This is a genomic window from Pseudonocardia lacus (assembly GCF_018531445.1).
Lineage (GTDB): Bacteria > Actinomycetota > Actinomycetes > Mycobacteriales > Pseudonocardiaceae > Pseudonocardia > Pseudonocardia lacus.
In genome coordinates this window covers 39,515-64,027 of record NZ_JAHDTH010000020.1, presented here as the reverse complement: position 1 = coordinate 64,027, position 24,513 = coordinate 39,515, and the positions used below count along the sequence as shown (strand labels likewise).

The 24,513-nt window shown below is 72.9% G+C and carries 29 protein-coding genes; 5 read left to right on the top strand and 24 right to left on the bottom strand.

Features of this window, described 5'->3' with window-relative positions; all coding sequences use genetic code 11:
• A partial coding sequence (locus KIK08_RS07095; RefSeq protein ID WP_408004648.1) for a hypothetical protein occupies window positions 1-250 on the top strand: 250 nt, incomplete at its 5' end.
• 346 nt (window positions 251-596) lie between these two features.
• On the opposite strand, the gene eccB is transcribed toward KIK08_RS07095, so the two are convergent.
• The 14 genes from eccB to KIK08_RS07025 form a co-directional block, all read right to left on the bottom strand.
• Entirely contained in the window at window positions 597-2,117 is a 1,521-nt protein-coding gene (gene eccB / locus KIK08_RS07090; protein ID WP_214402193.1) for a type VII secretion protein EccB, read from the bottom strand.
• Window positions 2,118-2,217: 100 nt separating this feature from the next.
• On the bottom strand, window positions 2,218-3,198 hold the full coding sequence (locus KIK08_RS07085; RefSeq protein WP_308257460.1) for an isopenicillin N synthase family dioxygenase: 981 nt from the start codon (window positions 3,196-3,198) through the stop codon (window positions 2,218-2,220).
• Window positions 3,195-3,641 carry a nucleoside deaminase gene (locus KIK08_RS07080; protein WP_308257459.1) on the bottom strand — a complete coding sequence of 149 codons (447 nt, stop codon included), beginning with the start codon at window positions 3,639-3,641 and terminating at the stop codon, window positions 3,195-3,197. The genes KIK08_RS07085 and KIK08_RS07080 overlap by 4 nt, the downstream gene beginning before the upstream one ends.
• 12 nt (window positions 3,642-3,653) lie before the next feature.
• On the bottom strand, window positions 3,654-5,039 hold the full coding sequence (locus KIK08_RS07075; protein WP_214402192.1) for a purine-cytosine permease family protein: 1,386 nt from the start codon (window positions 5,037-5,039) through the stop codon (window positions 3,654-3,656).
• Between the two features lie 185 nt (window positions 5,040-5,224).
• Entirely contained in the window at window positions 5,225-6,154 is a 930-nt protein-coding gene (gene truA, locus KIK08_RS07070; RefSeq protein WP_408004649.1) for a tRNA pseudouridine(38-40) synthase TruA, read from the bottom strand.
• Window positions 6,151-6,921, bottom strand: a complete 771-nt coding sequence (gene rplQ / locus KIK08_RS07065) for a 50S ribosomal protein L17, sunset domain variant (RefSeq protein WP_214402191.1) — start codon at window positions 6,919-6,921, stop codon at window positions 6,151-6,153. Before rplQ ends, truA begins: the two co-directional genes overlap by 4 nt.
• Window positions 6,922-6,923: 2 nt before the next feature.
• Window positions 6,924-7,985, bottom strand: a complete 1,062-nt coding sequence (locus KIK08_RS07060; protein ID WP_214402190.1) for a DNA-directed RNA polymerase subunit alpha — start codon at window positions 7,983-7,985, stop codon at window positions 6,924-6,926.
• A 116-nt stretch (window positions 7,986-8,101) separates the two neighbouring features.
• The gene (gene rpsD, locus KIK08_RS07055; RefSeq protein ID WP_214402189.1) at window positions 8,102-8,707 is read right to left on the bottom strand and encodes a 30S ribosomal protein S4; all 606 of its coding nucleotides are present in this window, start codon (window positions 8,705-8,707) and stop codon (window positions 8,102-8,104) included.
• Window positions 8,708-8,727: 20 nt separating this feature from the next.
• On the bottom strand, window positions 8,728-9,135 hold the full coding sequence (gene rpsK, locus KIK08_RS07050; RefSeq protein ID WP_214402188.1) for a 30S ribosomal protein S11: 408 nt from the start codon (window positions 9,133-9,135) through the stop codon (window positions 8,728-8,730).
• Window positions 9,135-9,515 (bottom strand): 30S ribosomal protein S13, encoded by a 381-nt coding sequence (gene rpsM / locus KIK08_RS07045; protein WP_214402187.1) that lies wholly within the window; start codon window positions 9,513-9,515, stop codon window positions 9,135-9,137. The genes rpsK and rpsM overlap by 1 nt, the downstream gene beginning before the upstream one ends.
• 151 nt (window positions 9,516-9,666) lie before the next feature.
• Window positions 9,667-9,780 (bottom strand): 50S ribosomal protein L36, encoded by a 114-nt coding sequence (rpmJ, locus tag KIK08_RS07040; protein ID WP_214402186.1) that lies wholly within the window; start codon window positions 9,778-9,780, stop codon window positions 9,667-9,669.
• Between the two features lie 32 nt (window positions 9,781-9,812).
• Window positions 9,813-10,034 carry a translation initiation factor IF-1 gene (gene infA, locus KIK08_RS07035; RefSeq protein WP_028929190.1) on the bottom strand — a complete coding sequence of 74 codons (222 nt, stop codon included), beginning with the start codon at window positions 10,032-10,034 and terminating at the stop codon, window positions 9,813-9,815.
• 165 nt (window positions 10,035-10,199) lie between these two features.
• Window positions 10,200-10,646, bottom strand: a complete 447-nt coding sequence (locus KIK08_RS07030; protein ID WP_308257458.1) for a DUF1707 SHOCT-like domain-containing protein — start codon at window positions 10,644-10,646, stop codon at window positions 10,200-10,202.
• Window positions 10,647-10,705: 59 nt separating this feature from the next.
• Window positions 10,706-11,281 (bottom strand): TetR/AcrR family transcriptional regulator, encoded by a 576-nt coding sequence (locus KIK08_RS07025; RefSeq protein ID WP_214402184.1) that lies wholly within the window; start codon window positions 11,279-11,281, stop codon window positions 10,706-10,708.
• A gap of 86 nt (window positions 11,282-11,367) precedes the next feature.
• On the opposite strand from KIK08_RS07025, the gene KIK08_RS07020 reads away from it, so the two are divergent.
• From KIK08_RS07020 to KIK08_RS07005, 4 genes are all read left to right on the top strand, one after another.
• Complete coding sequence (locus KIK08_RS07020) at window positions 11,368-12,270, top strand: TIGR03564 family F420-dependent LLM class oxidoreductase (protein ID WP_214402183.1); 903 nt, start codon at window positions 11,368-11,370, stop codon at window positions 12,268-12,270.
• A gap of 67 nt (window positions 12,271-12,337) precedes the next feature.
• Entirely contained in the window at window positions 12,338-13,615 is a 1,278-nt protein-coding gene (locus KIK08_RS07015; protein WP_214402182.1) for an MFS transporter, read from the top strand.
• A 248-nt stretch (window positions 13,616-13,863) separates the two neighbouring features.
• On the top strand, window positions 13,864-16,056 hold the full coding sequence (locus KIK08_RS07010) for a carbon starvation CstA family protein (RefSeq protein WP_214402181.1): 2,193 nt from the start codon (window positions 13,864-13,866) through the stop codon (window positions 16,054-16,056).
• A complete protein-coding gene (locus KIK08_RS07005) occupies window positions 16,053-16,247 on the top strand; it encodes a YbdD/YjiX family protein (protein ID WP_214402180.1) in 195 nt (64 codons plus the stop codon). The genes KIK08_RS07010 and KIK08_RS07005 overlap by 4 nt, the downstream gene beginning before the upstream one ends.
• Window positions 16,248-16,322: 75 nt before the next feature.
• Here KIK08_RS07005 and KIK08_RS07000 read toward each other — a convergent pair whose 3' ends face one another.
• The 10 genes from KIK08_RS07000 to rpsE all read right to left on the bottom strand — a co-directional run bounded on the left by KIK08_RS07000 (window position 16,323) and on the right by rpsE (window position 24,500).
• Window positions 16,323-16,604 (bottom strand): hypothetical protein, encoded by a 282-nt coding sequence (locus KIK08_RS07000; protein WP_214402179.1) that lies wholly within the window; start codon window positions 16,602-16,604, stop codon window positions 16,323-16,325.
• Between the two features lie 524 nt (window positions 16,605-17,128).
• A complete protein-coding gene (locus KIK08_RS06995; protein ID WP_214402198.1) occupies window positions 17,129-18,511 on the bottom strand; it encodes an NAD(P)(+) transhydrogenase (Re/Si-specific) subunit beta in 1,383 nt (460 codons plus the stop codon).
• Window positions 18,512-18,530: 19 nt separating this feature from the next.
• On the bottom strand, window positions 18,531-18,854 hold the full coding sequence (locus KIK08_RS06990; protein WP_214402178.1) for an NAD(P) transhydrogenase subunit alpha part 2: 324 nt from the start codon (window positions 18,852-18,854) through the stop codon (window positions 18,531-18,533).
• Window positions 18,854-19,969, bottom strand: coding sequence for a Re/Si-specific NAD(P)(+) transhydrogenase subunit alpha (locus tag KIK08_RS06985; RefSeq protein WP_214402177.1), 1,116 nt, complete (start codon window positions 19,967-19,969; stop codon window positions 18,854-18,856). The genes KIK08_RS06990 and KIK08_RS06985 overlap by 1 nt, the downstream gene beginning before the upstream one ends.
• 287 nt (window positions 19,970-20,256) lie before the next feature.
• On the bottom strand, window positions 20,257-21,081 hold the full coding sequence (gene map / locus KIK08_RS06980) for a type I methionyl aminopeptidase (RefSeq protein ID WP_250556469.1): 825 nt from the start codon (window positions 21,079-21,081) through the stop codon (window positions 20,257-20,259).
• Window positions 21,082-21,091: 10 nt separating this feature from the next.
• Entirely contained in the window at window positions 21,092-21,643 is a 552-nt protein-coding gene (locus KIK08_RS06975) for an adenylate kinase (protein WP_214402176.1), read from the bottom strand.
• 52 nt (window positions 21,644-21,695) lie between these two features.
• The gene (gene secY / locus KIK08_RS06970) at window positions 21,696-23,006 is read right to left on the bottom strand and encodes a preprotein translocase subunit SecY (RefSeq protein WP_214402175.1); all 1,311 of its coding nucleotides are present in this window, start codon (window positions 23,004-23,006) and stop codon (window positions 21,696-21,698) included.
• 137 nt (window positions 23,007-23,143) lie between these two features.
• Window positions 23,144-23,626, bottom strand: a complete 483-nt coding sequence (gene rplO / locus KIK08_RS06965; protein ID WP_214402174.1) for a 50S ribosomal protein L15 — start codon at window positions 23,624-23,626, stop codon at window positions 23,144-23,146.
• Entirely contained in the window at window positions 23,623-23,805 is a 183-nt protein-coding gene (rpmD, locus tag KIK08_RS06960; protein ID WP_308257462.1) for a 50S ribosomal protein L30, read from the bottom strand. The genes rplO and rpmD overlap by 4 nt, the downstream gene beginning before the upstream one ends.
• A gap of 65 nt (window positions 23,806-23,870) precedes the next feature.
• A complete protein-coding gene (rpsE, locus tag KIK08_RS06955) occupies window positions 23,871-24,500 on the bottom strand; it encodes a 30S ribosomal protein S5 (protein ID WP_214402172.1) in 630 nt (209 codons plus the stop codon).
• Between the last annotated feature and the right edge of the window lie 13 nt (window positions 24,501-24,513).

Here is a 24,513-nt window from a genome sequence, read left to right as displayed (position 1 = left end):
CGCCGCGGCCACCGCCATCGGCCTCGTCGCGCTGCTCGCCGCGGCCGACCAGGTCCTCGCCGCCCCCCTCGGCGCCACCGCCCTCCTGCTCGCCGCCGCCGCGGCCGCGGCCGCGCTGCACCGCACCCGCCCCGCCGGTTCCCCGGTGGCCCGGCGCGCGGTCGACTTCCTCGAGTACGGCCTCACCGTCGCCGCCGTCCCCGTGGCGCTGGCGGCGATGGACCTGTTCGCGCTCGCCAGCGGCATCTGACGTCGCGCGGTCGGGGGGCCGTCTTCGCAGGGGCGGCGTGGTCTTCGCAGGTGCCGTAGACATTGCGAAGACCATGGGGACTCTGCGACGTGGGCCGGGCGGGGGCGGGCGGTCGCCTGTCGGCGGCTCGGCGCCCCGCTCCCTGTGCCCACCGGCTGGTCACGGGGCCGAGCGAGGGCCCGGCCCGGGGCGTCCTCGCAGCGCCGGGTGGGTGTCGCAGCCTCGGGTGGGTCGTCGCAGCCCGCCGGCGGGCTGCGACGACATCGCTGGGTCTGCGAGGTGGCCGGATGTCGTGATCGAACCGGCCGGCCGCTGAACGCACGGTGCTTGCGTTCGCTCGGCGGGGTCAGCGCAGGGTCTGCACCGCGACCGTCGCGTCGGCCAGGTCCAGCGGCGCGCCGGCCGGCAGAAGCTCCACGACGACATCGGGGGCGAGTTCCACCGCGCCGATCCCGAGCGCGGCCGCGGTGGCGTCGTCGGCGACCCGGTGCACGACCCCGTTCGGCGCCACCAACAGCACCTGCCCGCCGGCGTCGAGCGTGTCGATGCGGTCGAGGGCGGGGTTGCGGGCGATCGAGTCCGGCTCGTCGGTCTCGGGTTCCGACCGGTCCGCGGAGGAGCCGCCGGAGCCGGGCTTCTCGTCGTCGGGAGGAGAAGGGTCGAGGTCGATCCGCACCGCGCCACCCTCGCCCGTCCACACGGCGTCCACGCGGGCCCCGGGTCCGTCCGCCTGGACGAGTTCGACGGGCCGGGCACCGGGGGGCAGGGGTAGCGCGGCGCCGGTCCAGACCTCGCCGGTCGGTTCCCCGGCCGGCGTCCACGTCCAGCAGGTCACCGGGGCGTCGGCGGGGTCGTCGAGGCGGGGGCGGGCGGCGGGCCAGTCGGCGACGTCGAGCGTGCGGCGGACGCGGGCGTCGGCCACCACCTCGGCGTCGACCTCGCGCGCTGCCCTGGCCCCGGACGCCACCCGCAGCAGGTCGGCGGCGACCTCGGGCACCCGCTGCACCCCGTTGGACAGCACGACGAAGTACTCGGCGTCGTCGGTGACCAGCACGTCGCCGACGCGGCCGGGCAGGCCGTCGGGGGCGGGGTCGCCCCGGCCGGGGACGACGGGGGTGGCCAGCTCGGGGCCCTCGGGCAGCATCGCCAGCACGGTCGGGTTCACCGGGCGGGGCACCTCGCGGGTGAGGCCGTAGGCGGCGAGGAGGCCGCCGTCGCCGACGTCGACGCGGAAGCGGCGGCCCCCGGTGACCAGCCAGGTCTCCTCGTCGGGGCCGGCCAGCAGGACGGCCTGCCCGGGGTCGGGCGCGCTGACCGGGGCGGCGCCGCCGATGACGGTGGTGCCGGCGGGGACGCCGTCGGCCGAGACCCTGTCGCACACCGCCCATGACGGGGCGATGGTCGCCTCCGGGCGGGCGCCGTCGGCGCCGCCGACCGGGGCCGCCGCCGTCTTCTTCGCGTCCGCCAGCGCCCGTTCGGGCAGCTCCCGGGGGTCGGCTGTGGCGGCGTCGGTGCGGCCGAGCGCGGCGAGCACGAGCCGGGCGGCCGCGAGGTCCCTGACCGGGACCAGCCGCCCCTCGCGTCCGGTGTCGACGGCGTAGAGCGCCTGCGTGCCCGCCACCGAGACGACCGCCTGCTGGCGCCAGTCGGGCTTGGGGCCGATCACCGCGTACAGGGCGGCGGCGCACAGCCCCAGCAGGCCGAGCGCGACGCCGGCCATCGCCGCGCGGCGCTGGGAGCGGATCTGCTCGTGCAGCAGCACCGCGTCGCCGCGCACCAGCGCGGCCTCCAGCCTGCGCAGTCCGAAGCGGTACGCGTCGGCCTGGTCGCGGGTGGCGGGCGCCCGCACGGCGGTCGGTCTGGGCACGTCAGGACGGTAACCAGGGGGATCGCCCTGCCGTGGGCGTTTGGCGCAACTGGACCCGGACGCCGGCGCCCGGTGGCGGGGAGCCGCCACCGGGACGCGGTCAGGGCACCGAGATGGCGTCCAGCCGCTGCTTGATGAACGGCGCGCAGACGACCGGGTCGAGGTCGGCGCGCCGGCCGATCGGCGGGGCGAGCGGGGTGACCAGCGCGTCGTGGTCGAGCTCGTAGAAGTAGACGAGCGAGACCAGCTCCTCCTGCGGGGCACCGGCCTGCGGCGGCAGCACCCGGTGGCGGCCGGAGCGCCAGCGCAGGCCGGTCCAGTGGGCCAGCAGGTCGCCGATGTTGACGGTCAGCGCGTCCGGCTCGTAAGGGGCGTCGACCCACTGCTCGTCGCCGCCGTCCTCCCCGAGGTCGACCTGCAGACCACCGGCCCCGGGCTCGCGGTCGAGGACGGTGACCGTGCCGAAGTCGGTGTGCGGGCCGATGCGGAACTGGTTGGGCGCCGGCTCGCCGACCTCGGTGAGCGGCGGGTACCGGTTGATGTTGAACGTCCAGGTGGGCCGGTGGGCGAGCCGGGTGAGCGCGTCGGCGGGCAGGCCGAGCGCGGCCGCGCACAGCTCCAGGAGGTCGTCGGCGACGGTGCGCATGGCCGCCGTCCAGCGCCCGACGGCGTCGGCGAGCTCGGGCACCTCGGCCGGCCACACGTTCGGCGGGAACCACACGTCGTCGACGGCGGGATCGCCGGTGGCGGTGTCGGCCCCGGCCGCGAACGACTCCTTCAGGTCCGGCGGGGTCGGCTCGCCCTCCACCCACCCGTTGGCCTCGACGCCCGGCGCGAGCCAGCCCCGCCCGCCGATCCGCACCGCGTACCGCTGCTTGACCTCCGCGGGCAGCGCGAAGAACCGGCGGGCCGCGGCGCGCACCTCGGCGCGCAGGTCGGCGTCGATGCCGTGCCCGGTGACCAGCAGGAACCCCGCCCGCTGCAGGGCGGAGTCGACCGCGGGGCCGACGTCGTGGTCGCCGGCGCGCCAGGCGCCCAGGTCGACGGTGGGGATCTCGCCCGGGACCACACCCGCGCTCACTCGGCCTCCCCGATGTCCTCGTTCCACAGCGCGGGGTTGGCGGCGATGAAATCGGTCATCATCGCCGCGCAGCGCTCGTCGTCGACCAGGTGGATCGCCACACCGTGCTCGGCGAGCCAGTCGTGGCCGCCGTGGAAGGTGCGGGCCTCGCCGATGACGACGGTGCCGATGCCGAACTGGCGGACCAGCCCCGAGCAGTACCAGCAGGGCGACAGCGTGGTCACCATGATCGTGGAGCGGTAGTCGCGCTGGCGGCCCGCGGCCCGGAACGCCGACGTCTCGGCGTGCATGGACGGGTCGTCGTCCTGGACGCGGCGGTTGTGCCCGCGCCCGAGCAGGGTGCCGTCGGCGGCGAACAGCGCCGCTCCGATGGGGATGCCGCCCTCGGCGAGCCCGGCCCTCGCCTCCTCGACGGCGACGTCCAGCAGTGCGCTCGTGTCCACCCGGTCAGCCTCTCACCGGCGGGCCAGCCGCGGGAACAGCAGCGCGTACAGGCCCGCCGAGAGGGCGAAGCCGACCAGGAACGTGACGTCGCCGATGTCGGGGTACGCGGCCGGCACCACCCCGGTGAACAGCTCCTGGTTGGAGAACAGCGGCACCGACACCACGATGCCGACCAGCATCGCGATCAACCCGGCGTGGTTGGTGTAGGAGCGGTCGTAGAGCAGGTCGGTGGGCAGCGCGGCGCGGCGCAGGTACTGGTCGACCAGCACCACCCCCAGCCATGGCCCGATCCAGTACACGATGACCAGCAGGAACGCCTCGTAGCTGTGCGCGGCATCGGCCAGCGCGATCACCGCGATGACGAACCCGACCACCCCGAACGCGAGCGCCACGGTCGCCCGGGCCCAGCGCAGCGGCACGTCGATGCCCATGCTCAGGAAGGCCATGGCGCCCGAGTAGACGTTGAGGATGTTGGCCGCGACCGCGCCCAGCGCGATGCACAGCAGCGTCAGCGCGGCCAGGAAGCCCGGCAGCACGCCGACGAAGGACGTGGTCGGGTTGTCCGAGGTGGCGCCGGCGGCGGCCGCCGCGCTCACCGACGCCGCGCCGACGACCATCAGCAGGGTCGTCGAGGCGAACAACCCGGTGCCCGCGGCCAGGCCGACCTTGCGCGGCGGCGAGTCGGCCGGCAGGTAGCGGGTGTAGTCGGCGGCGTAGGGCGACCAGCCGGCCGTGTAGCCGAACACCGCGCCCAGCATCAGCAGGAACCCGCCCACGCCGCCCGTCCCGCCGCCCTCCGGCACCGCCGACGGGTCGGACGCGCCCAGCACGATGACCGCCCCGACGGCGAACACCACCGCCAGCACCGGGAACGCGAACCGCTCGAAGACCTGGACCAGGTTGTGCCCGAAGAAGGCCACCCCGATCTGCACGACGACCACGACCACCAGCCACACCGGCGCCGGCCACCCGGTCAGCGAGCTCAGCGCGAAGGCCGCGCTGACGCTGTTCACCGCGAACCAGCCGAACCCCGAGGTGATCGTCATCAGCCCGGCCGGGAGCACGTTGCCCCGGTAGCCGAAGGCCAGCCGCCCCAGCACCATCTGCGGCACGCCCGCCGAGGGCCCCCGCGCCGACAGCGCGCCGTGCGCCACGGCCGCCAGCCCGTTGCCGACCACGATCGCGGCCACGGCCTGCCAGAACGTCAACCCGAACGCCTGCACCGCGAGCACCCCGACGAAGATCGTCGCGAACTCGAGGTTCGGCGAGGTCCAGGTCCAGAACAGTTGGCTGGGCCGGCCGTGCCGCTCGGCGTCGGGGATCGGCTCGTTGCCCCCCGGCTCGACGGCCACGACCTTGCCGCCGTAGTCGCGGTCCGCGGAGCGGGAGACGGTCATGACCACCACTGTGCGTCCGACGCGACCGCCGCACAATCGCCCGGCGCCACTAGTAACCCGCGCGAAACCCGCCACCCCTCCGGCCCGTCCCGAAGTTCAGGAAAGCCACGTTCCGGAACGCACAGGGCAGCATCGTGGCTTTCCTGAACTCCGGGACGGGTGTGTGGGGGCGGGCGGGGGGCGGGTCAGGTGGGTGGGGTGGGGGTGGGGGTGCGGAGGCGGCGGGTGGTGTCGGCTCGGGCGGCGAGGTCGGCGTCGGGCGGGTAGTCGACGGCGACCAGCGTCAGGCCGTGGGCGGGGGCGACGGCGACCTCGTTGGCGCGGGTGTCGCGGGCCAGGAGCGCGGCGGGCCAGTCGGTGGGGCGGCGGCCGCGGCCGACGTCGAGCAGGGCGCCGACGAGGCTGCGGACCATCGAGTGGCAGAACGCGTCGGCCGAGAGGGCCGCGGTGACCACGCCGTCGGCGTCGCGCGTCCAGGAGAGGTCCTGCAGGGCGCGGACGGTCGTCGCGCCTTCGCGGTGCTTGCAGTAGGCGGCGAAGTCGTGCTCGCCGAGCAGGCCCCGGGACGCGACCGCGACGGCGACGAGGTCGATCGGGTGCGGCCAGGAGACGGTGTCGCGGGCGCGCAGCGGATCGGCGCCGTGCGGGGCGGTGGCGATCCGGTAGCGGTAGTGGCGGCGCAGCGCGGAGAAGCGGGCGTCGAAGGCGTCGGGGACCGGGGTCACGGCCCGGACGCGGACGTCGGGGGGCAGCAGCCGGGCCAGCCTGCGGACCAGCCACGTCGGATCGAGGTCGTCGGGGAGGTCGGCGTGCGCGACCTGCCCGGTGGCGTGCACGCCGGCGTCGGTGCGCCCGGCCACGGTCAGCGCGATCGGCACCGCGCCGCGCAGGATCGTGCCCAGCGCGCCCTCGAGGACCCCGCACACCGTCCGCCGCTCGGGCTGGCGGGCCCAGCCGGAGAAGTCGGTGCCGTCGTAGGCGATGTCGAGGCGGAACCGGCGGGTCGGGCCCGGTTCCGGGGGTGCGGGGCTGTCGGGGTGCCGGGCGGGAACGGCACCGGGCCCGTCCCCCTCGCGGGGGGCGGGCCCGGTGTCGCGGTACTGCCGCTCGATCAGGGCTCCTGGCCCTCGTCGGCGGCCTCGGCCTCGGCCGACTTCTGCGACGCCGGGGCGGCGAAGCCCGCGGCCTCGGCGGCCTCCTCCGAGGCGAACCACACCTCGGCCACGGTCTGCCCGTAGTGGGACGAACCGGGGACGTGGTACAGCATCGAGTCGGCGTTGCCCTTGATCGGGAACCCGGCCGGCGCCTCCTGCGGGTCGTCCAGCGGGGCGTGGCTGCCCTCGCCGTACGGCGCCGTGTCGGTGGCGGCCGACTCCTCGACCTCGGTGCTCTCGCCCACGGGACCGGTGGCGTCGGCGACGGCCGGCTCCTCGGTCGCCGGGACCTGCGCGGTCGGGTTCGGCGTGGACTCCGACTGGCGCGAGGACGCGACCCGGCGGGCCCGGTCGGCCTCGTCGGTGACGGTCTTCTGCGACACCAGCTCGATCACGGCCATGGGGGCGTTGTCGCCCTTGCGCGGCAGCGTCTTGGTGATCCGGGTGTAGCCACCCTGCCGGTCGGCGAAGAACGGGCCGATCTCGGTGACCAGTGCGTGCACGACGTCCTTGTCGCGGATCACCTTGGCGATCTCGCGGATGTTGTGCAGGTCGCCGCGCTTGGCCTTGGTGATCAGCTTCTCGGCGTAGGGCCGCAGCCTGCGGGCCTTGGCCTCCGTCGTGGTGATCCGGCGGTGCTCGAACAGCGACGTGGCCAGGTTGGCCAGGATCAGCCGCTGGTGCGCGGGAGACCCGCCGAGGCGGGGCCCCTTGGTGGGCTGAGGCATGGCTACAACTGCTCCGTTTCTGCGTAGTCCTGGCCGTCGTCGTGGAACGGGTCGTGCTCGAAGCCGCCGGCGCCGGCGGTGTCGGCGACGCCGTACTCGCCCGCGGCCGCGGACGGGTCGAACCCGGGCGGGCTGTCCTTGAGGGCCAGGCCCAGGCCGACGAGCTTCATCTTGACCTCGTCGATGGACTTGGCCCCGAAGTTGCGGATGTCGAGCAGGTCGGCCTCGCTGCGCCCGACCAGCTCGCCCACGGTGTGGATGCCCTCGCGCTTGAGGCAGTTGTAGGACCGCACGGTGAGGTCCAGCTCCTCGATCGGCATCGCGAAGGCGGCGATGGTGTCGGCCTCCTGCGGCGACGGCCCGATCTCGATCGCGTCGGCGTCCACGTTGAGCTCGCGGGCCAGCCCGAAGAGCTCGACGAGGGTCTTGCCGGCCGAGGCCAGCGCGTCGCGCGGGGCGAGCGACGGCTTGGTCTCCACGTCCAGCACCAGCTTGTCGAAGTCGGTGCGCTGCTCGACGCGGGTGGCCTCGACCTTGTAGGTCACCTTCATGACCGGCGAGTAGATCGAGTCGACCGGGATGCGGCCGATCTCGGCGCCGGTGGCCTTGTTCTGCATGGCCGGCACGTAGCCGCGGCCCCGCTCGACGACCAGCTCGACCTCGAGGCGGCCCTTGTCGTTCAGGGTGGCGATGTGCAGGTCGGGGTTGTGCACCGTGACGCCCGCCGGGGGCACGATGTCGCCCGCGGTGACCGCACCGGGGCCCTGCTTGCGCAGGTACATGGTCACCGGCTCGTCCTCCTCGGAGCTGACGACCAGCTCCTTGAGGTTGAGGATGATGTCGGTGACGTCCTCCTTGACGCCCGGCACGGTGGTGAACTCGTGCAGGACGCCGTCGATGCGGATGCTGGTGACAGCCGCGCCGGGGATGGACGAGAGCAGCGTGCGGCGCAGCGAGTTGCCCAGCGTGTAGCCGAAGCCCGGCTCGAGCGGCTCGATGACGAACCGGGAGCGGGTGTCGACCACCGGCTCCTCGGTCAGGGTGGGGCGCTGAGAGATCAGCATGGTGTGGTGCCCTCCTTAGGCGCCGCGGCAACCGCTATTTGATGCCGCGGAAGGCCGACCCCGAGGGGCCGGCCGACCCCCGCCGCATCCCTGCTGCGGCGGGGGTGGGAGCGCTACTACTTGGAGTAGAGCTCGACGATCAGCTGCTCGGTGACCTGCGTGTCGATCTGCGCACGCTCGGGCAGCTGGTGGACCAGGATGCGCAGGGTCGACGGGACGACCTGCAGCCACGCCGGGATCGGACGGTCGCCCTGGAGCTCCTTGGCGATGATGAACGGGTCCATGTTCCGCGACTTGTCGCGGACGTCGATGATGTCGTAGCGCGAGACCCGGTAGCTGGGGATGTCCACCTTCTGGCCGTTGACCAGGAAGTGCCCGTGGTTCACCAGCTGGCGGGCCATCCGCCGGGTGCGGGCCAGGCCCGCCCGGTACACGACGTTGTCGAGCCGCGACTCGAGGATCTGCAGCAGGTTGTCACCGGTCTTGCCGGCGCGCCGGTTCGCCTCCTCGTAGTACCGGGAGAACTGCTTCTCCAGCACGCCGTAGGCGAACTTGGCCTTCTGCTTCTCCTGCATCTGCAGGAGGTACTCGGTCTCCTTGATCCGGATCCGGCCGTGCTGGCCGGGCGGGTAGGGGCGACGCTCGAACGCCTGGTCGCCGCCGACGAGGTCGACCTTCAGCCGGCGGGACTTGCGGGTCATGGGGCCGGTGTAACGAGCCATGTCTGGTTACTCCCTCTCCCCTAGACCCGGCGCCGCTTGGGCGGGCGGCAGCCGTTGTGCGGCTGCGGGGTGACGTCCGAGATGGTGCCGACCTCGAGACCGGCGGCCTGCAGCGAGCGGATCGCGGTCTCGCGACCGGAGCCCGGCCCCTTCACGAACACGTCGACCTTCTTCATGCCGTGCTCGGCGGCCTTGCGGGCCGCGCTCTCCGCGGCCATCTGGGCGGCGAACGGCGTGGACTTGCGCGAGCCCTTGAACCCGACGTGCCCGGCCGAGGCCCAGGCGATGACGGCACCGGTCGGGTCGGTGATCGACACGATGGTGTTGTTGAAGGTGCTCTTGATGTGCGCGTGACCGTGCGCGACGTTCTTCTTCTCGCTGCGGCGGACCTTCTTGGGCCCGGCCGCGGTGCGTCCGCGGGGCGGCATTACTTCTTACCTGCCTTCTTCTTGCCGGCGACGGTCTTCTTGGGACCCTTGCGGCCGCGGGCGTTGGTCTTGGTCCGCTGGCCGCGCACCGGCAGCCCGCGGCGGTGGCGGATGCCCTGGTAGCAGCCGATCTCGATCTTGCGACGGATGTCGGCCTGGACCTCGCGGCGCAGGTCGCCCTCGACGCGCAGGTTCGACTCGATGTACTCGCGGAGCTTGGTGAGGTCCTCGTCGGTCAGGTCCTTCGACCGCAGGTCGCGGTCGATCCCGGTGGCCTCGAGGATCTCCTTGGACCGGGTGCGGCCGATCCCGAAGATGTAGGTGAGCGCGATCTCCATCCGCTTGTCGCGGGGGAGGTCTACGCCGGCAAGACGTGCCATGCGGTCGGTGTTCTCCTTGTTCGGTGTGCCAGGTCTTCCCCACGCCCGTCCCGGTCCGCTGTCCGGGCCCCGGCCTGGTTCCGGGGGTCGACCGGGCCCGTGTGGCCCGGTTGGTGCGCGGGGGTCCTCTGGTGTCGCTGCGTCCGGGTGATCAGCCCTGGCGCTGCTTGTGGCGCAGGTTCTCGCAGATCACCATCACGCGACCGTGCCGGCGGATCACCCGGCACTTGTCGCAGATCTTCTTGACGCTCGGCTGGACCTTCACGTCCGTCGCTCTTCTCTTCGCTGGTGGTTACGTCACTTGTAGCGGTAGACGATGCGGCCGCGGGTCAGGTCGTACGGCGACAGCTCGACCACGACCCGGTCCTCGGGCAGGATCCGGATGTAGTGCTGACGCATCTTGCCGCTGATGTGCGCGAGGACCCGGTGTCCGTTCTCCAGTTCCACGCGGAACATCGCGTTCGGCAAGGGCTCCACGACCCGGCCCTCGACCTCGATCGCCCCGTCCTTCTTGGCCATGTCCTCCGCGTTCCGTGACAGGTGTGCGTACTCTCGGTTCCGTACGTCAGGCGCATCGCAGCTCCGGGACCGGGACCTGCGGGAGGCACGACGGAACCGGCGCCACAGAACGCGCCGAAATACCAGTGTACGTCGCTCGCCCGCGCGCCCGCCGCCGGGTCCTGATCAGCGCCCCTGCAGCCGCATCCCGAGCCAGGCCACCAGCAGCACGGTGCCCCACGGGCCGGCGACCCACAGGAACCACGGGTAGATGAACAGCCCGGACGCGACGCAGCTGATGGCCCAGATGGCCATCGTCGTGACGCTGGCGGCGGCCCAGGCGGCGACCCCGGAGCGGAACTCGCCGGCCGCGTCGTCCTCCGGCGACATGGCTACCGGGACCGCGGGCGGGGCGGCGGCGGGCGGCAGGTCGGAGGTCAGCGCGGCGAGCTCGCCGTAGGTGCGGGCGGCCAGGGTGGCCCGGATGCGCTCGTCGAACTCCTCGACGTCCAGCCGGCCCTCGACGTGCGCCGCGCGGAGCCTGTCGAGCACGCGCTCGCGGTCGGCGTCGCCGGCGCGCAGATCCTCCGGGCGCACGACGGGCCACTCGGCTCCGTCGGGTTCGCCGTCCACCTTCACCATGATGCGCCACCGCGGCCCGGAGCGCACAGGCCGAGACGGCGCCCGGGGCGTCAGCCGCGGGGGCGGATGCCGTCGAGCGCGATGTCGAGCAGCCGCTCGGCGCGGCGCGGGCCGCCGGGGCGACCCTCGGTCGCCGCCGAGACGGCGTTGGCCAGCTGCAGCAACTCGGTGACCAGGATCCCGTCGCGCACCGCTCCCGCGCTCCGCGCGCGGTCGAGCAGCGCGTCTCCCGCCGCCACGATGCGACCGTGGAAGGCGGCGACCGGGGTCGGGTCGTCGAGGCCGGCCAGCAGGGCCGCGCCGAGGCCGCGGTGGGTCGTGGCGTGCGCCAGGACCGCCCGCAGCCAGACGACCAGGGCCTCGCCGGGATCCGCGGCGCCCACCAGCTCCTCGGCCCTCGCGCACAGCGCGTCGACGTGGCCGGCGAACACGGCGCGCAGGAGCTCCTGCCGGCCGGCGAAGTGCCGGTGCAGGGTCGCCGACCCCACCCCGGCCCGCCGCGCGATCTCCTCCAGCGACGCGTCGGCCCCCTGCTCGGCGACGACGGCGGCGGCGACGGCGACGATGCGCTCACGGTTGCGCCGGGCGTCCGCGCGCCGCGGGCGTCCGTCCCGGGGACCGGTCACGACGTGCTCCTTTGCGTAAGTGGGGTTGCCCCCCGTATCGTACGGCGACCGAAACGGGGTACCGCCCCACTTATGGACGGAGCAGCGTGGACATCGGAATAGCCGTCGGCGACCTGCGCGGACCCACCACCGCCGACCTCCTGGTGGAGCAGGTGACCGAGGCGGCCGACCTGTTCGGCACCGTGTGGGTGAGCCAGGCACTCGGGTGGGACGCGCTCACCGCCCTCACGACCGCCGGGCGGGTCCCCCGCGTCGGCCTGGGCACGGCCGTGGTGCCCGTCCTGCAGCGCCACCCGCTGGTGCTCGCCGGGCAGGCACTGAGCACCCAGGCCGCGGTCGGCGGCCGGCTGCGGCTGGGCGTCGGCGCCGGCATCGGGGCGATGCTGGGGGCGATGTACGGCGTGCCCCACGACCGGCCCGCCCTGCGCATGCGGGAGTACCTCGGCGTGCTGCGCCCGCTGCTGCGCGGCGAGGCCGTCGACCACCACGGCCCCACGCTCACCGCCGTCGGGGCCGTCGACGTACCGGGCACCACCCCGCCACCGGTCCTGCTCGCCGCGCTCGGGCCGGCCATGCTCCGGGTGGCCGGGGAGCTCGCCGACGGCGCCGTCACCTGGATGGCCGGGCCCCGGACCCTGCACGAGCACGTCGTGCCGCGGCTGGCGCGCGCGGCCGCCGGCCGGCCCGCCCCGCGGGTGGTCGCCGGCCTGCCCGTCTGCGTCACCGCCGATGCGGACGCGGCGCGCGCCCGCATCGCCGAGCGGTTCGCGCCGGCCGGGCAGGTGCCCGAGTACCGCGCGGTGCTCGACCGCGAGGGCGTCGACGGCCCGGGCGGGGTCGCCGTCGTCGGCGACGAGGACGCCGTCCTGCGGCAGCTGCACCGGCTGCGCGACGCCGGCGCCACCGAGTTCCTGGCCGCCCCGGTGGGCACGCCCGCCGAGCAGCGGCTGACCGTGCGGGCGCTCACCGACCCGGCGTTCCGGCGGTGAGCCGGCGGTCCGCCGGGACCGGCTAAACCCGACGCGCCACCGCGCCCGCGCGGGTTACCGTCCGGCGGTGAGGCCCGACGACGGCACGACCGCGGTCCGCGCGCTCCCCCGTCCGCTGCGCCCGTTCCGCAGCCGGGGGTACCGGCTGCTCGTGGCCTCGATGGCCCTCTCGCTGCTGGGCAGCGGGGTGTGGATGGTCGCGGTCGTCTACCAGGTCATCGCGCTCGGCGGCGGCCCCACCGAGCTGTCCACGGTGGCCACCGCGTTCAGCGTCGGGCTGCTCAGCAGCGTCCTGATCGGCGGGGTGGCCGCCGACCGGCTGCCCAAGCGCGCGCTGATGATCGGCGTCGAGGCGGTCAAGACCGTCGGCGCGGGCGCGGTGGCCGTGCTCGGGCTGACCGGCGCGCTGCAGCTGTGGCAGCTGGCGGCGATCTCGCTGGTCCTCGGGGCCGCCGACGCGTTCTTCTACCCCGCGTACTCGGCGCTGCTGCCCCGACTGCTCCCGGCCGACGACCTGTTGGCCGCCAACGGCGTGGAGGGGGCGCTGCGCCCGATCGCGCAGCGGGCGGCCGGCCCCGCCCTGGCCGGCCTCGTGGTCGGGGCGCTGCTGCCGGCCGTCGCCGTGCTCGTCGCCGCCGGCAGCTACCTGCTGGCGATGCTCGCCCTGCTGCGGATGCCTCCGGTGGCGGTCGAGCCCGGCGGCGGTTCCTCCCCGCTGCGCGACCTCACGGAGGGCTTCGCCTACCTGGTGCGCACCGGCTGGCTGTTCGCCACCCTCGCCTTCGCCACCGTCTACGTCCTGCTGATCATCGGTCCGATCGAGGTGCTGCTGCCGTTCGCGGTGCGCGATCAGGCCGGTGGCGGGCCGACCGAGTTCGCCGTCGTCGTCGCGGGCTACGGGATCGGCGGGGCGGTCGGCTCGATCCTGGTCTCGACCATGCGCCTGCCCCGGCGCTACCTGACGGTCATGCTGCTGTGCTGGGGCGCGGGCGTGCTGCCGCTGGCCGTCATCGGCGCCACCGACCAGCTGTGGCTGATGGTCGCGGCGAGCGCCGTCGTCGGGATCACCGACGCCGCGGCCACGGTCATCTGGGGCACCCTGCTGCAGCGGCGGGTACCGACCCGCCTGCTCGGGCGGGTCTCCAGCCTCGACTTCTTCGTCTCGCTGGCCTTCATGCCGGTGTCGATGGCGATCGCCGGGCCGGTCGGCGAGGTCGTGGGCATCCCGCTCGTCCTCCTGGTCATCGGGGTCGTCCCGGTGTTCCTGGCGGTGATCGCCCTGGTCGCCTGGCGGCTGCCGCGCGACGAGATCGCCCACCCGCTCGACGCGCCCGCCGCGCCCTGACCGGTCGCTCCACCGCAACACCCTGGACCCGGCGGCGCCGGTTGCGCACCATGCGTGGACCGAGAGCACTCGGTCAGCGGATGCGCTTGATCCGTGACGCAGGTAAACCCCCCGGTGCGAACCCGGTGACCACCGGGGACCGGGGTACGGGGACCGCGGCGAAGGCGCCGTGGGCGGGAGCGAGGAGAGCCGATGTCGACCAGACCAGCCGACCGACCGTTACTCGGAACCGGACGGGGAGCACCATCATGAGCACCGAGACCCCCGAGGCCCCGGACAGCCCGCCGAGCAGCCCGACACCGGACCGCGGCTCCCGCTTCACCGTGCGCTCCGCGCTCGTCTGGGGCGCCGTCGCGGTCGTCGGCGCGGTGGCGTGGGGCGTCATCGCGCTGTCGCGCGGCGAGAGCATCTCGGCGATCTGGCTGGTCGTCGCGGCCCTCGGCTCGTACGCCATCGCCTACCGGTTCTACGCGCGGTTCATCGCGAAGAAGGTGCTGGAGGTCGACGACACCCGCGCCACCCCGGCGGAGCGGCTCGACAACGGCACCGACTTCCAGCCGATGGACCGCCGGGTGCTGTTCGGCCACCACTTCGCGGCCATCGCCGGAGCGGGCCCACTGGTCGGGCCGGTACTGGCCGCCCAGATGGGCTACCTGCCCGGCACGATCTGGATCATCGTCGGGGTCATCTTCGCCGGCGCCGTGCAGGACATGGTGGTCCTGTTCTTCTCGATGCGCCGCGACGGGCGCAGCCTCGGCCAGATGGCCCGCGACGAGATCGGCCCGGTGGGCGGGGTGGCCGCCCTCATCGGCGTGTTCACCATCATGATCATCCTGCTGGCGGTGCTCGCGCTGGTCGTGGTGAACGCGCTGGCCAAGTCGCCGTGGGGCACGTTCTCCATCGCGATGACCATCCCCATCGCCATCTTCATGGGCTTCTACCTGCGGATGATCAGACCCGGCCGGGTCATGGAGACCAGCCTCATCGGCGTCGCGCTGCTGCTGCTGGCCATCGTGGCGGGCGGCTGGGTGCAGGAGTCGTCCTGGGCCCCGGCGTTCACCCTGTCGCCGCAGGCGCTGGTCATCGCCCTGGTCATCTACGGGTTCGCGGCCTCGGTGCTGCCGGTGTGGATGCTGCTGGCCCCGCGCGACTACCTGTCGACGTTCATGAAGGTCGGCACGATCGTGCTGCTGGCGCTGGGCGTGATCCTGTCCGCACCGATGATGAAGACCCCGGCGCTGACCGAGTTCGCCTCCAGCGGCAAGGGCCCGGTGTTCGCCGGCGCGCTGTTCCCGTTCGTGTTCATCACGATCGCCTGCGGTGCGCTGTCCGGCTTCCACGCGCTGATCGCCTCGGGCACCACCCCGAAGCTGATCCAGAAGGAGTCCCAGGTCCGCATGGTGGGCTACGGGGCGATGCTCACCGAGTCGTTCGTCGCCGTGATGGCGCTGATCGCGGCCTCGGTGCTCGACCCCGGCCTGTACTTCGCCATGAACGCCCCGGCCGGGGTGCTCGGCCCGACGGTGGAGACGGCCTCCGCGGCGGTGGCCAACTTCGGGTTCACCATCACGCCGGAGGCGCTGACGGCCGCGGCCGCCGCCGTGCAGGAGAGCACGCTCGTCGCCCGCACCGGCGGCGCCCCGACGCTGGCCGTCGGCATGTCGGAGATCTTCGCCGGCGTCTTCGGTGGGGCCGCGCTCAAGGCGTTCTGGTACCACTTCGCGATCATGTTCGAGGCCCTGTTCATCCTGACCACGGTGGACGCGGGCACCCGGGTCGGGCGCTACATGCTGCAGGACACCCTGGGCAACGTGCACAAGCCCTTCCGGGACGTGAACTGGAAGCCCGGCCTGTGGATCACCAGCGCCGTCGTCGTCGGGGCGTGGGGCTACTTCCTGTGGGCCGGCGTCAACGACCCGCTGGGCGGCATCAACCAGCTGTTCCCGCTGTTCGGCATCGCGAACCAGCTGCTCGCGGCGATCGCGCTGACCGTCTGCACCACGCTGCTGATCAAGACGGGGCGGGCGCGCTACGCCTGGGTGACGGCCGTCCCGCTGGCCTGGGACGTCGCGGTGACCCTGACCGCGAGCTGGCAGAAGGTGTTCTCGTCCGACCCGACCCTCGGCTTCTTCGCCCAGCGGGCCCGCTACTCCGCGGCCCTGGAGCGGGGCGAGGTGCTCGCCCCGGCCAAGGACATCGACCAGATGGGCACGGTGGTGGTGAACTCGACGGTCGACGGCGTGCTGTCCATCGTGTTCGCGCTGCTGGTGATCATCGTGGTGGTGAACGCGATGTTCGTCTGGTACCGCGCCCTGACCTCGGACGAACCGCTGGGCAGCAGCGAGGCACCCGCCGTCGAGTCGAGGATCGTGGCCCCGGCCGGGCTCATCGCCACCCCGGCGGAGAAGCGGGCCATGGCCGCGGCCGGGAGCCGCGAATGATCGCGGCGCTGCGGCGGGCCGGGGCCGGAGTGCTCTGGTACCTGCGCGAGGTGAGCGGGGAGGCGGACTACGACCGCTACCTCGCCCGCCACGCGCGCGAGCACCCCGACGCCCCGCCGATCACCCGGCGCGAGTTCGAGAAGCGGCGGATGGACCGGGCCCAGGAGCACCCCCAGTCCCGCTGCTGCTGACCCGCCCCGTCGAGAACGACGTTGTCGTGATCGTTTGGCCCTGTTGATCACGACAACGTCGTTCTCGACGGGCGCCTACCGGCCGACGGCGCGCACGACGCGCAGGGCCTCGGCGTAGGAGTGGACGTGCACGTCCTCGCGGCGTACGCCGTCGGCGAGGGTGAGCGCGATACCGCGCACCCCCGGAAGGGCGGCGACGATCCCGCTGACGTTGTCGGGCCTGAAGTCCAGCCCCACCACGAGCGGGCGCTGCCGGCCCAGCTCGACGAGGTCGGCGATCTGGAACTCCTCGTCGTACTCGGGCGCCCGGTCCCGCAGGAACGCCCAGGCATCGCGGTACTCGGTCAGCACATCCACTGGAAGAACGCCCCGCCCTCGCCGTACCGGCTGAACACCCACGACGGGTCGTCGTCGTGGCGATCTCGATGCCGGCGTGCACGACGCCGATGCCGGCGTCGTCGAGCGCGGTCCGCAGCACGGGCGCGGGAAGCGCGCCCCCGATGGGCTGGACCAGCGCTGCCCCGACCGCCGCGATCGTCTGCACGACCCGTGCCGGGTCGCCGGCCACGTCGAGGGCCGCGACCAGGGTCGCCCGCCCCAGCGCAGCCCCGACCCCGGCCGCCTGCCCGACGGTCAGCGTCCGGGCGTCGGCGAACCGCGGATCGGGGTCGAGCTCGACTCCGACCATGCCGGCCCCCGCCGCTTCCAGGGCCGAAGCCGGGGCCTCCGGGGCGGAGTAGCAGCCGGCCAGGGCCTGCCGGCCGGCGTGCACCCGGGCCCCGGTGTCGCCGAACGCCGTCCCCACCAGACCGTCGAGAACGAAGTTGTGGTGATCGACAGGGCTTGTGAATCACGACAACTTCGTTCTCGACGGGAGGGGGTCAGAGGGCTTTGAGTTCTTCGGTCACCTCGGTGACCGACTTCTTCGCGTCGCCGAAGAGCATCGAGGTGTTCTCGGCGTAGAAGAGGGGGTTGTCGATGCCGGCGAACCCGCTGCTCATCGAGCGCTTGAGCACGATCACCGAGCGGCTCTCGTCGACGTTGAGGATCGGCATGCCGTGGATGGGCGAGCTGGGGTCGGTGCGGGCGGCGGGGTTGGTGACGTCGTTCGCGCCGATCACCAGGGTGACGTCGGTGCGGGCGAACTCGTCGTTGATCTCGTCCATCTCCTTGAGCGCGTCGTAGGAGACGTCGGCCTCGGCCAGCAGGACGTTCATGTGCCCCGGCATGCGCCCGGCCACGGGGTGGATCGCGTACTTGACCTCGACGCCCTTGCTCTCCAGCAGCTTCGCCATGTCCTTGACGGCGTGCTGGGCCTGGGCGACGGCCATGCCGTAGCCGGGCACCACGATCACCTGGGACGCGTAGGCCATCTGCACGGCGGCGTCGGCGGCCGAGGTGGAGGTGACCGTGCGGTCGACGCCGTCGTCGGCGCCGGGGAGCGTGGTCGTGCCGCCGAAGCCGCCGGCCACGATGGCCGGGATCGAGCGGTTCATGGCCTTGGCCATGAGGTTGGTCAGGATCGAGCCGGACGCGCCGACGATCATGCCGGCGACGATCATCGCGGTGTTGTCCAGCGCCAGGCCGGCGGCCGCGGCCGACAGGCCCGTCATGGCGTTGAGCAGCGAGATGACGACCGGCATGTCGGCGCCGCCGATCGGCAGCACGACCAGCACGCCCAGCACGGCGGCCAGCACGAGCAGCGCCACGATCCAGATCTCCGGGGCGCCGCCGAGGCCGGCCACGACCGCGCAGGCGATCGCGGCGAGCAGCAGCAGGCCGTTGACGAACTGCTGGGCCGCGCCCAGCCCGATGGGGCGCCCGGGCAGGATCTCCTGCAGCTTGCCGAACGCGATCAGCGAGCCCCAGAACGAGATCGAGCCGACGATCGCGGCGAACATCGACGCCACGACGACGTAGCCGGCCTCGGTGGCGAAGCCGTCGCTGGTGCGGAACTCCGACCAGGCGATCAGCGCGACCGCGCCGCCGCCGACGCCGTTGAACAGCGCCACCATCTGCGGCATCGCGGTCATCTTGACCTGGCGGGCCGACGGGATCCCGAGCGCGGCGCCGACGACGAGCCCGACGATGATCAGCAGCCAGTTGTGCCGGACCTGCAGCAGCGTCGCGACGACGGCGATCGTCATGCCGACGGCGGCGATCCAGTTGCCGCGCACCGCGGTCTTGGGACCGGTCAGGCCCATCAGGCCGTAGATGAACAGGCCGAAGGAGATGATGTAGAGGATCGGGACGATGACGTCCAACGCGGCGACGTCCACCGGCTCAGCCCCGCCCGTCGGTGTCGCGCTCGACCGGCTCCGGGCGCGGCTTGAACATCCCGAGCATCCGGTCGGTCACCAGGAACCCGCCGATCACGTTGATCATGCCGAAGGCGATGGCCACGACCAGGATGATGGCGTCGACCACCGACGGGTCCTCCAGGTGGCCGAGCACGATCAGCCCGCCGAGCAGCACGATCCCGTGGATCGCGTTGGTGCCCGACATCAGTGGCGTGTGCAGCGTGTTGGGCACCTTCGAGATGACCGCGAACCCGACGAACCCGGCCAGCACCAGGATCGCGATGTTCGCCAGCAGACCGCTCTCCATCAGGCCCCCTCCCCTTCCGACCGGGTCACGCAGGACTTCGCGAGGACCTCGTCGTCCCAGTCCGGCGCGAGCGCGCCGGACTTGTCGAGCATCAGCTCCAGCAGCGCGGACACGTTGCGCGCGTACAGCTCCGAGGCGTGCTCGGGCATGGTCGCCGGCAGGTTGAGCGGCGAGGCGATGGTGACGTCGTGCTTCACGACGACCTCGCCGGGCTCGGTGAGCTCGCAGTTGCCGCCGGCCTCGCCGGCCAGGTCGACGACGACGCTGCCCGGGCGCATGCCCTCGACGGCGGTCGCGGTGACCAGCGTCGGCGCCTTGCGGCCGGGCACCAGCGCGGTCGTGATGACCACGTCGAAGCCGGTGATCGCTTCCTCCAGCCGCTTCTGCTGCTGGGCCTGCTCGTCGTCGGTGAGCTCGCGGGCGTAGCCGCCCTCGCCTGCGGCGTCGATGCCCAGATCGAGCCACTGCGCGCCGAGGGAGCGGACCTGGTCGGCGACCTCGGGGCGCACGTCGTAGCCGGTGGTGCGGGCGCCCAGCCGCTTGGCCGTGGCCAGCGCCTGCAGCCCGGCCACCCCGACGCCGAGCACGAGCGCGCTGGCCGGTTTCACGGTGCCGGCGGCGGTGGTGAGCATCGGGAAGAACCGGGTGGACTTCTCGGCGGCGAGCAGGACGGCCTTGTAGCCGGCCACGTTGGCCTGCGAGGACAGCGCGTCCATCGACTGGGCCCGGGAGATCCGCGGGATCGCCTCCATCGCGAACGCCCGCACGCCGGCCGCGCGCAGCGCCTCGATGGTCTGCGGGGAGGTCCGCGGGGCCAGGAACCCGATCAGCGTCGAACCCCGCCGCAGCTTGCCGATCTCGTCGGCGGTCGGTGGGTTCACCTTCGCCACGACGTCGGCGGACCACGGGTCGCCGATCGTCGCGCCGGCCGCGGTGTAGAGCTCGTCGGGGATCAGCGCGCCGAGCCCGGCGCCGGACTCGACGACGACCTCGACCCCCTTCGTCCGCAGCCTCTCGACGATCTTGGGAACCAGGGCCACCCGCCGCTCCTGGTTCCCCGTCTCACGGGGAACCCCCAGGACAGCGGGCGGTCGAGCCGCGCCTTCGGAACTCATGTTGGGGAAGATAGAGCAGCGGACGCGCGGGCACGCCGTTCTTGTGACCGGTCCGGGGGGCCGCCGCACGTCGGAACCGATTCAGAGTCGGCGTCCGACGCAGCGCACTCGCCCGGACACAGCGTGGAGCGCTTGATCCCGGAGGTCTGCACGTCTCGCAGCACCAGCGTCGAGCTCGCCGCGCCGGCGGGCTGCGAGGACACACCCGGCGCTGCGACGACCACTCGGACACATGGTCACAGCACCAGCGCGCTGCGACGACGATCGTCGAGTGGGCGCCGAGAGCGCTAGGAACCGGCGGGGAGCGTGAGGATGCGCGGGCCGTCCTCGGTGACCGCCACCGAGTGCTCCCAGTGCACCGCCCGCGCGCCGTCGGCGGTGACGACCGTCCAGCCGTCGTCCAGCTCGCGGGTCTCCGGGTCGCCCGCGGTGAGCATCGGCTCGACCGCGAGGGCCATGCCCGGGCGCAGCCGCGGGCCCTGGCCCGGCTCGCCGTAGTTCGGCAGGAACGGGTCCATGTGCATCGACGTGCCGATGCCGTGCCCGCCGTACTCGGCAACGATCCCGTAGTCGGCCCCGTCGCGGCGCGCCGACTCCTCGCACGAGCGCTGCACGGCGTGCGAGATGTCCGACAGGCGCACGTCCGGCCCGATCGCGGCGATGCCCGCGTGCAGGGCCGCCTCGCAGGCCGCCGAGAGCGCCAGGTCGGCCGCCGACACCTCGCCGACGGGGAGCGTCACCGCGGCGTCGCCGTGCCAGCCCTCCAGGATGGCCCCGCAGTCGACCGAGATGAGGTCGCCGTCCGACAGGACGGCCGTCGCCGACGGGATGCCGTGCACGATCTGCTCGTTGACCGATGCGCAGATGGTGGCCGGGAAGCCGTGGTAGCCCAGGAACGACGGCACCGCGCCGGCCGCGCGGATGACCTCCTCCGCGACGGCGTCGAGCTCCTTCGTGCTGACCCCGGCCCGCGTCGCGGCCGTCACCGCGGCCAGCGCGTCGGCGACCACGGCGCCGGCCGCGCGCATCGCGTCCAGCTCGCCGGGCGTCTTGAGCTCGATGTCGCGCCCCCGCCACTTGGCCAGCATGGTGCGCACCCCGCCGCGTCCCATCACTCGTCCCTCAGCTGGACCGCAGGGCCGCCAGCACGCGGGCGGTGATCTCGTCGACGGAGCCGACGGCGTCGACGCTGACCAGCCGGTCGGCGTAGAACTCCAGCAGCGGGCTGGTCTCGTCGCGGTAGACCTGCTGGCGGTTGCGGATGACCGCCTCGGTGTCGTCGGAGCGGCCGCGGCCGAGCAGGCGCGTGACCAGCTCCTCCTCCGGGACCCGGAACTCGACGACCGAGTCGAGCGCCTCGCCGCGGTCGGTGAGCATGTCGGCCAGCGCCTCGGCCTGGCTCACCGTGCGCGGGAAGCCGTCGAGGATGAAGCCCTTGGTGGCGTCGTCGGCGGTGAGCCGGTCGCGCACCATCTCGACGGTGACCGAGTCGGGCACCAGGTCGCCGGCGTCCATGTAGCGCTTGGCCTCGACGCCGAGGGGCGTGCGCTGCTGCAGGTTCGCCCGGAACAGGTCGCCCGTCGAGATGTGCGGGACGTCGAGCTCCTCGGCGAGCCGAGCAGCCTGCGTACCCTTACCCGCCCCCGGCGGACCGACCAGAACCAGACGCACCACAGATCCTCCTGAACTCCACGACCCCGACCGTTCCCACCCCCGACGCCTGACGTTAGCGCAGGAAACCGTCGTATTTCCGCTGCATGAGCTGGCTCTCGATCTGCTTGACCGTGTCCAGCCCCACACCGACCATGATCAGCACCGCGGTGCCGCCGAACGGGAAGTTCTGGTTCTGGCCGCTGCCGGTGATGCCGAGGAAGAAGTTCGGCAGGACGGCGATCAGGCCCAGGTACAGCGAGCCGGGCAGGGTGATGCGGGAGAGCACGAAGTTCAGGTACTCGGCGGTGGGCCGCCCCGGGCGGATGCCCGGGATGAAGCCGCCGAACTTCTTCATCTCGTCGGCGCGCTCCTCCGGGTTGAAGGTGATGCCGACGTAGAAGTACGTGAAGAAGATGATCAGCGCGAAGTACAGGGTGATGTGCACCCAGTTCGACTGGTCGACCAGGTAGGTCTGGACGAACTGGCTGAAGCCGCTGTCCGCGGCGCCGGCGAGGCGCGAGATCAGGTCGGGCAGGTAGAGCAGCGACGAGCCGAAGATGACCGGGATGACGCCGGCCTGGTTGACCTTCAGCGGCAGGTAGGTCGAGGTGCCGCCGTACATGCGGCGGCCGACCATGCGCTTGGCGTACTGGACCGGGATGCGGCGCTGGCCCTGCTCGACGAACACCACGCTGGCGATGATCGCCAGGCCGAACAGGCAGACGCCGCCGAACACCAGCGGGCCGCCGTTGGTCAGGATGTTCTCGCCCTCGATGGGGATCCGGGCCGCGATCGAGGCGAAGATCAGCAGGGACATGCCGTTGCCGATGCCGCGCTCGGTGACCTGCTCGCCCAGCCACATGATCACCGCGGTGCCCGCGGTCATCACGATGATGATGATCAGCAGGTTGTAGACGCTGGAGTCCGGGATGACCGGCAGGCTGCACTCGCCGAACAGCTGGCCCCGGTCGGCCAGCGCGATGATGCCGGTGGCCTGCAGGATGGCCAGCGCGATCGTCAGGTAGCGGGTGTACTGGGTCAGCTTGTTCTGACCCGACTGCCCTTCCTTCTTCAGCTGCTCGAACCGCGGGATCACGACCGTGAGCAACTGGACGATGATGCTCGCCGTGATGTAGGGCATGATGCCCAGCGCGAAGATCGACAGCTGCAGCAGCGCGCCACCGGAGAACAGGTTGATCAGCGAGTAGACGCTGGAGTTCTCGCCGCCCTCGACCTGGCGGATGCACTGCTGCACGTTGGGGTACGACACCCCGGGCGACGGGATGGCCGCCCCCAGCCGGTAGACCGCCACGATCCCGAGCGTGAAGAGGATCTTCTTCCGGAGATCCGGGGTGGTCAGTGCCGAACGGAAAGCGCTGAGCACTCGGTGATCCTCCTGTACTGATGGGCTTCACCAGCGCTGTTGGCACAACGCTGCGGCCCCGAACGACTCTACGCGGTAGCGCGACCCGCACGGCACGGGCCGGCGCGATGGCGCCGGCCCGCACCGAACGGGCCCGACTACAGCTCGGTGGTGGTCCCGCCAGCCGCCGCGATCTTGTCGCGGGCGGAGCCGGAGAAGGCGTGCGCCGACACCGTCAGCGCGATGCCGTCGAGGTCGCCGTCGCCGAGGACCTTGACCGGCTTGCGCGGGCGGACGGCACCCGCGGCCACCAGCTCGTCCGGTCCGACGGTACCGCCGGACGGGAACAGCTGGGCCAGGTCGCCGATGTTGACGACCTGGTACTCGACGCGGAACCGGTTCTTGAAGCCCTTGAGCTTGGGCAGCCGCATGTGCAGCGGCATCTGCCCGCCCTCGAAGGCGGCCGACACGGTCTTGCGGGCCTTGGTGCCCTTGGTGCCGCGGCCGGCGGTCTTGCCGCCCTTGCCGCCCTCACCGCGACCGACCCGCGTCTTGGCGGTCTTCGCGCCGGGGGCCGGACGCAGGTGGTGGATCTTGATCGGGCGGACCTTGGTGGTCGCCTTCTCGTCGTTCTCGCTCACTTCGACTCGACCTCCTCCACCGCCACGAGGTGCCGGACGGTGTGGATCATGCCGCGGACCTGCGGCGTGTCGGGCCAGTCACGGGTCTGCCGGATCTTGCGCAGGCCCAGCGCGAGCAGCGTCTGGCGCTGGTTCTGCTTGCACCCGATGCTGCTGCGCAGCTGGGTGACCCGCAGCACGGTGCCGCTGACCGGCGTGGACTGCGCGGTGGCGTCGTTCGCGTCGCCCTTGGTCTTGGTGGCCATCACGAACGCGCCCCCTGCGCCGCGGCCGCACGGGCGCGCAGCATCGAGGCCGGGGCGACGTCCTCCAGCGGCAGCCCGCGACGGGCCGCCACCTCCTCGGGGCGCTGGATCATCTTCAGCGCGGCGATGGTCGCCTGCACGATGTTGATCGCGTTGTCGCTGCCGAGGCTCTTGGAGAGCACGTCGTGCACGCCGGCGCACTCCAGGACCGCGCGCACCGGACCACCGGCGATGACACCGGTACCGGGGCTCGCCGGGCGCAGCAGCACCACGCCGGCGGCGGCCTCGCCCTGCACCCGGTGGACGATCGTGCCGCCGATGCGGGGGACGCGGAAGAAGTTCTTCTTCGCCTCCTCCACACCCTTGGCGATCGCCGCGGGCACCTCCTTGGCCTTGCCGTAGCCGACGCCGACCAGGCCGTCGCCGTCGCCCACGATCATCAGGGCGGTGAAGCTGAAGCGCCGACCGCCCTTGACGACCTTGGCCACGCGGTTGATCGTGACCAGCCGCTCGATGTACGGGGTCTTGTCCTGGGCCGCCCCGCCACGGCCTCCGTCCCGGCGGTCCCGGCGGTCGCGGTTGTCGCCGCCACCCGGGCCCCCGCCGTCACGCCGTGTACGTCCCGGCATCAGACGATCCCTT

What these genes read in the sequence shown, in the direction of transcription:
- KIK08_RS07075 (WP_214402192.1), bottom strand. Translation starts at nt 5,039, where the DNA reads ATGACCGTCTCCCGCTCCGCGGACCGCGACTACGGCGGCAAGGTCGTG.
- rplQ (WP_214402191.1), bottom strand. Translation starts at nt 6,921, where the DNA reads ATGCCTCAGCCCACCAAGGGGCCCCGCCTCGGCGGGTCTCCCGCGCAC.
- KIK08_RS07060 (WP_214402190.1), bottom strand. Translation starts at nt 7,985, where the DNA reads ATGCTGATCTCTCAGCGCCCCACCCTGACCGAGGAGCCGGTGGTCGAC.
- rpsD (WP_214402189.1), bottom strand. Translation starts at nt 8,707, where the DNA reads ATGGCTCGTTACACCGGCCCCATGACCCGCAAGTCCCGCCGGCTGAAG.
- rpsK (WP_214402188.1), bottom strand. Translation starts at nt 9,135, where the DNA reads ATGCCGCCCCGCGGACGCACCGCGGCCGGGCCCAAGAAGGTCCGCCGC.
- rpsM (WP_214402187.1), bottom strand. Translation starts at nt 9,515, where the DNA reads ATGGCACGTCTTGCCGGCGTAGACCTCCCCCGCGACAAGCGGATGGAG.
- infA (WP_028929190.1), bottom strand. Translation starts at nt 10,034, where the DNA reads ATGGCCAAGAAGGACGGGGCGATCGAGGTCGAGGGCCGGGTCGTGGAG.
- KIK08_RS07010 (WP_214402181.1), top strand. Translation starts at nt 13,864, where the DNA reads ATGAGCACCGAGACCCCCGAGGCCCCGGACAGCCCGCCGAGCAGCCCG.
- KIK08_RS07005 (WP_214402180.1), top strand. Translation starts at nt 16,053, where the DNA reads ATGATCGCGGCGCTGCGGCGGGCCGGGGCCGGAGTGCTCTGGTACCTG.
- KIK08_RS06990 (WP_214402178.1), bottom strand. Translation starts at nt 18,854, where the DNA reads ATGGAGAGCGGTCTGCTGGCGAACATCGCGATCCTGGTGCTGGCCGGG.
- KIK08_RS06985 (WP_214402177.1), bottom strand. Translation starts at nt 19,969, where the DNA reads ATGAGTTCCGAAGGCGCGGCTCGACCGCCCGCTGTCCTGGGGGTTCCC.
- map (WP_250556469.1), bottom strand. Translation starts at nt 21,081, where the DNA reads ATGGGACGCGGCGGGGTGCGCACCATGCTGGCCAAGTGGCGGGGGCGC.
- rpsE (WP_214402172.1), bottom strand. Translation starts at nt 24,500, where the DNA reads ATGCCGGGACGTACACGGCGTGACGGCGGGGGCCCGGGTGGCGGCGAC.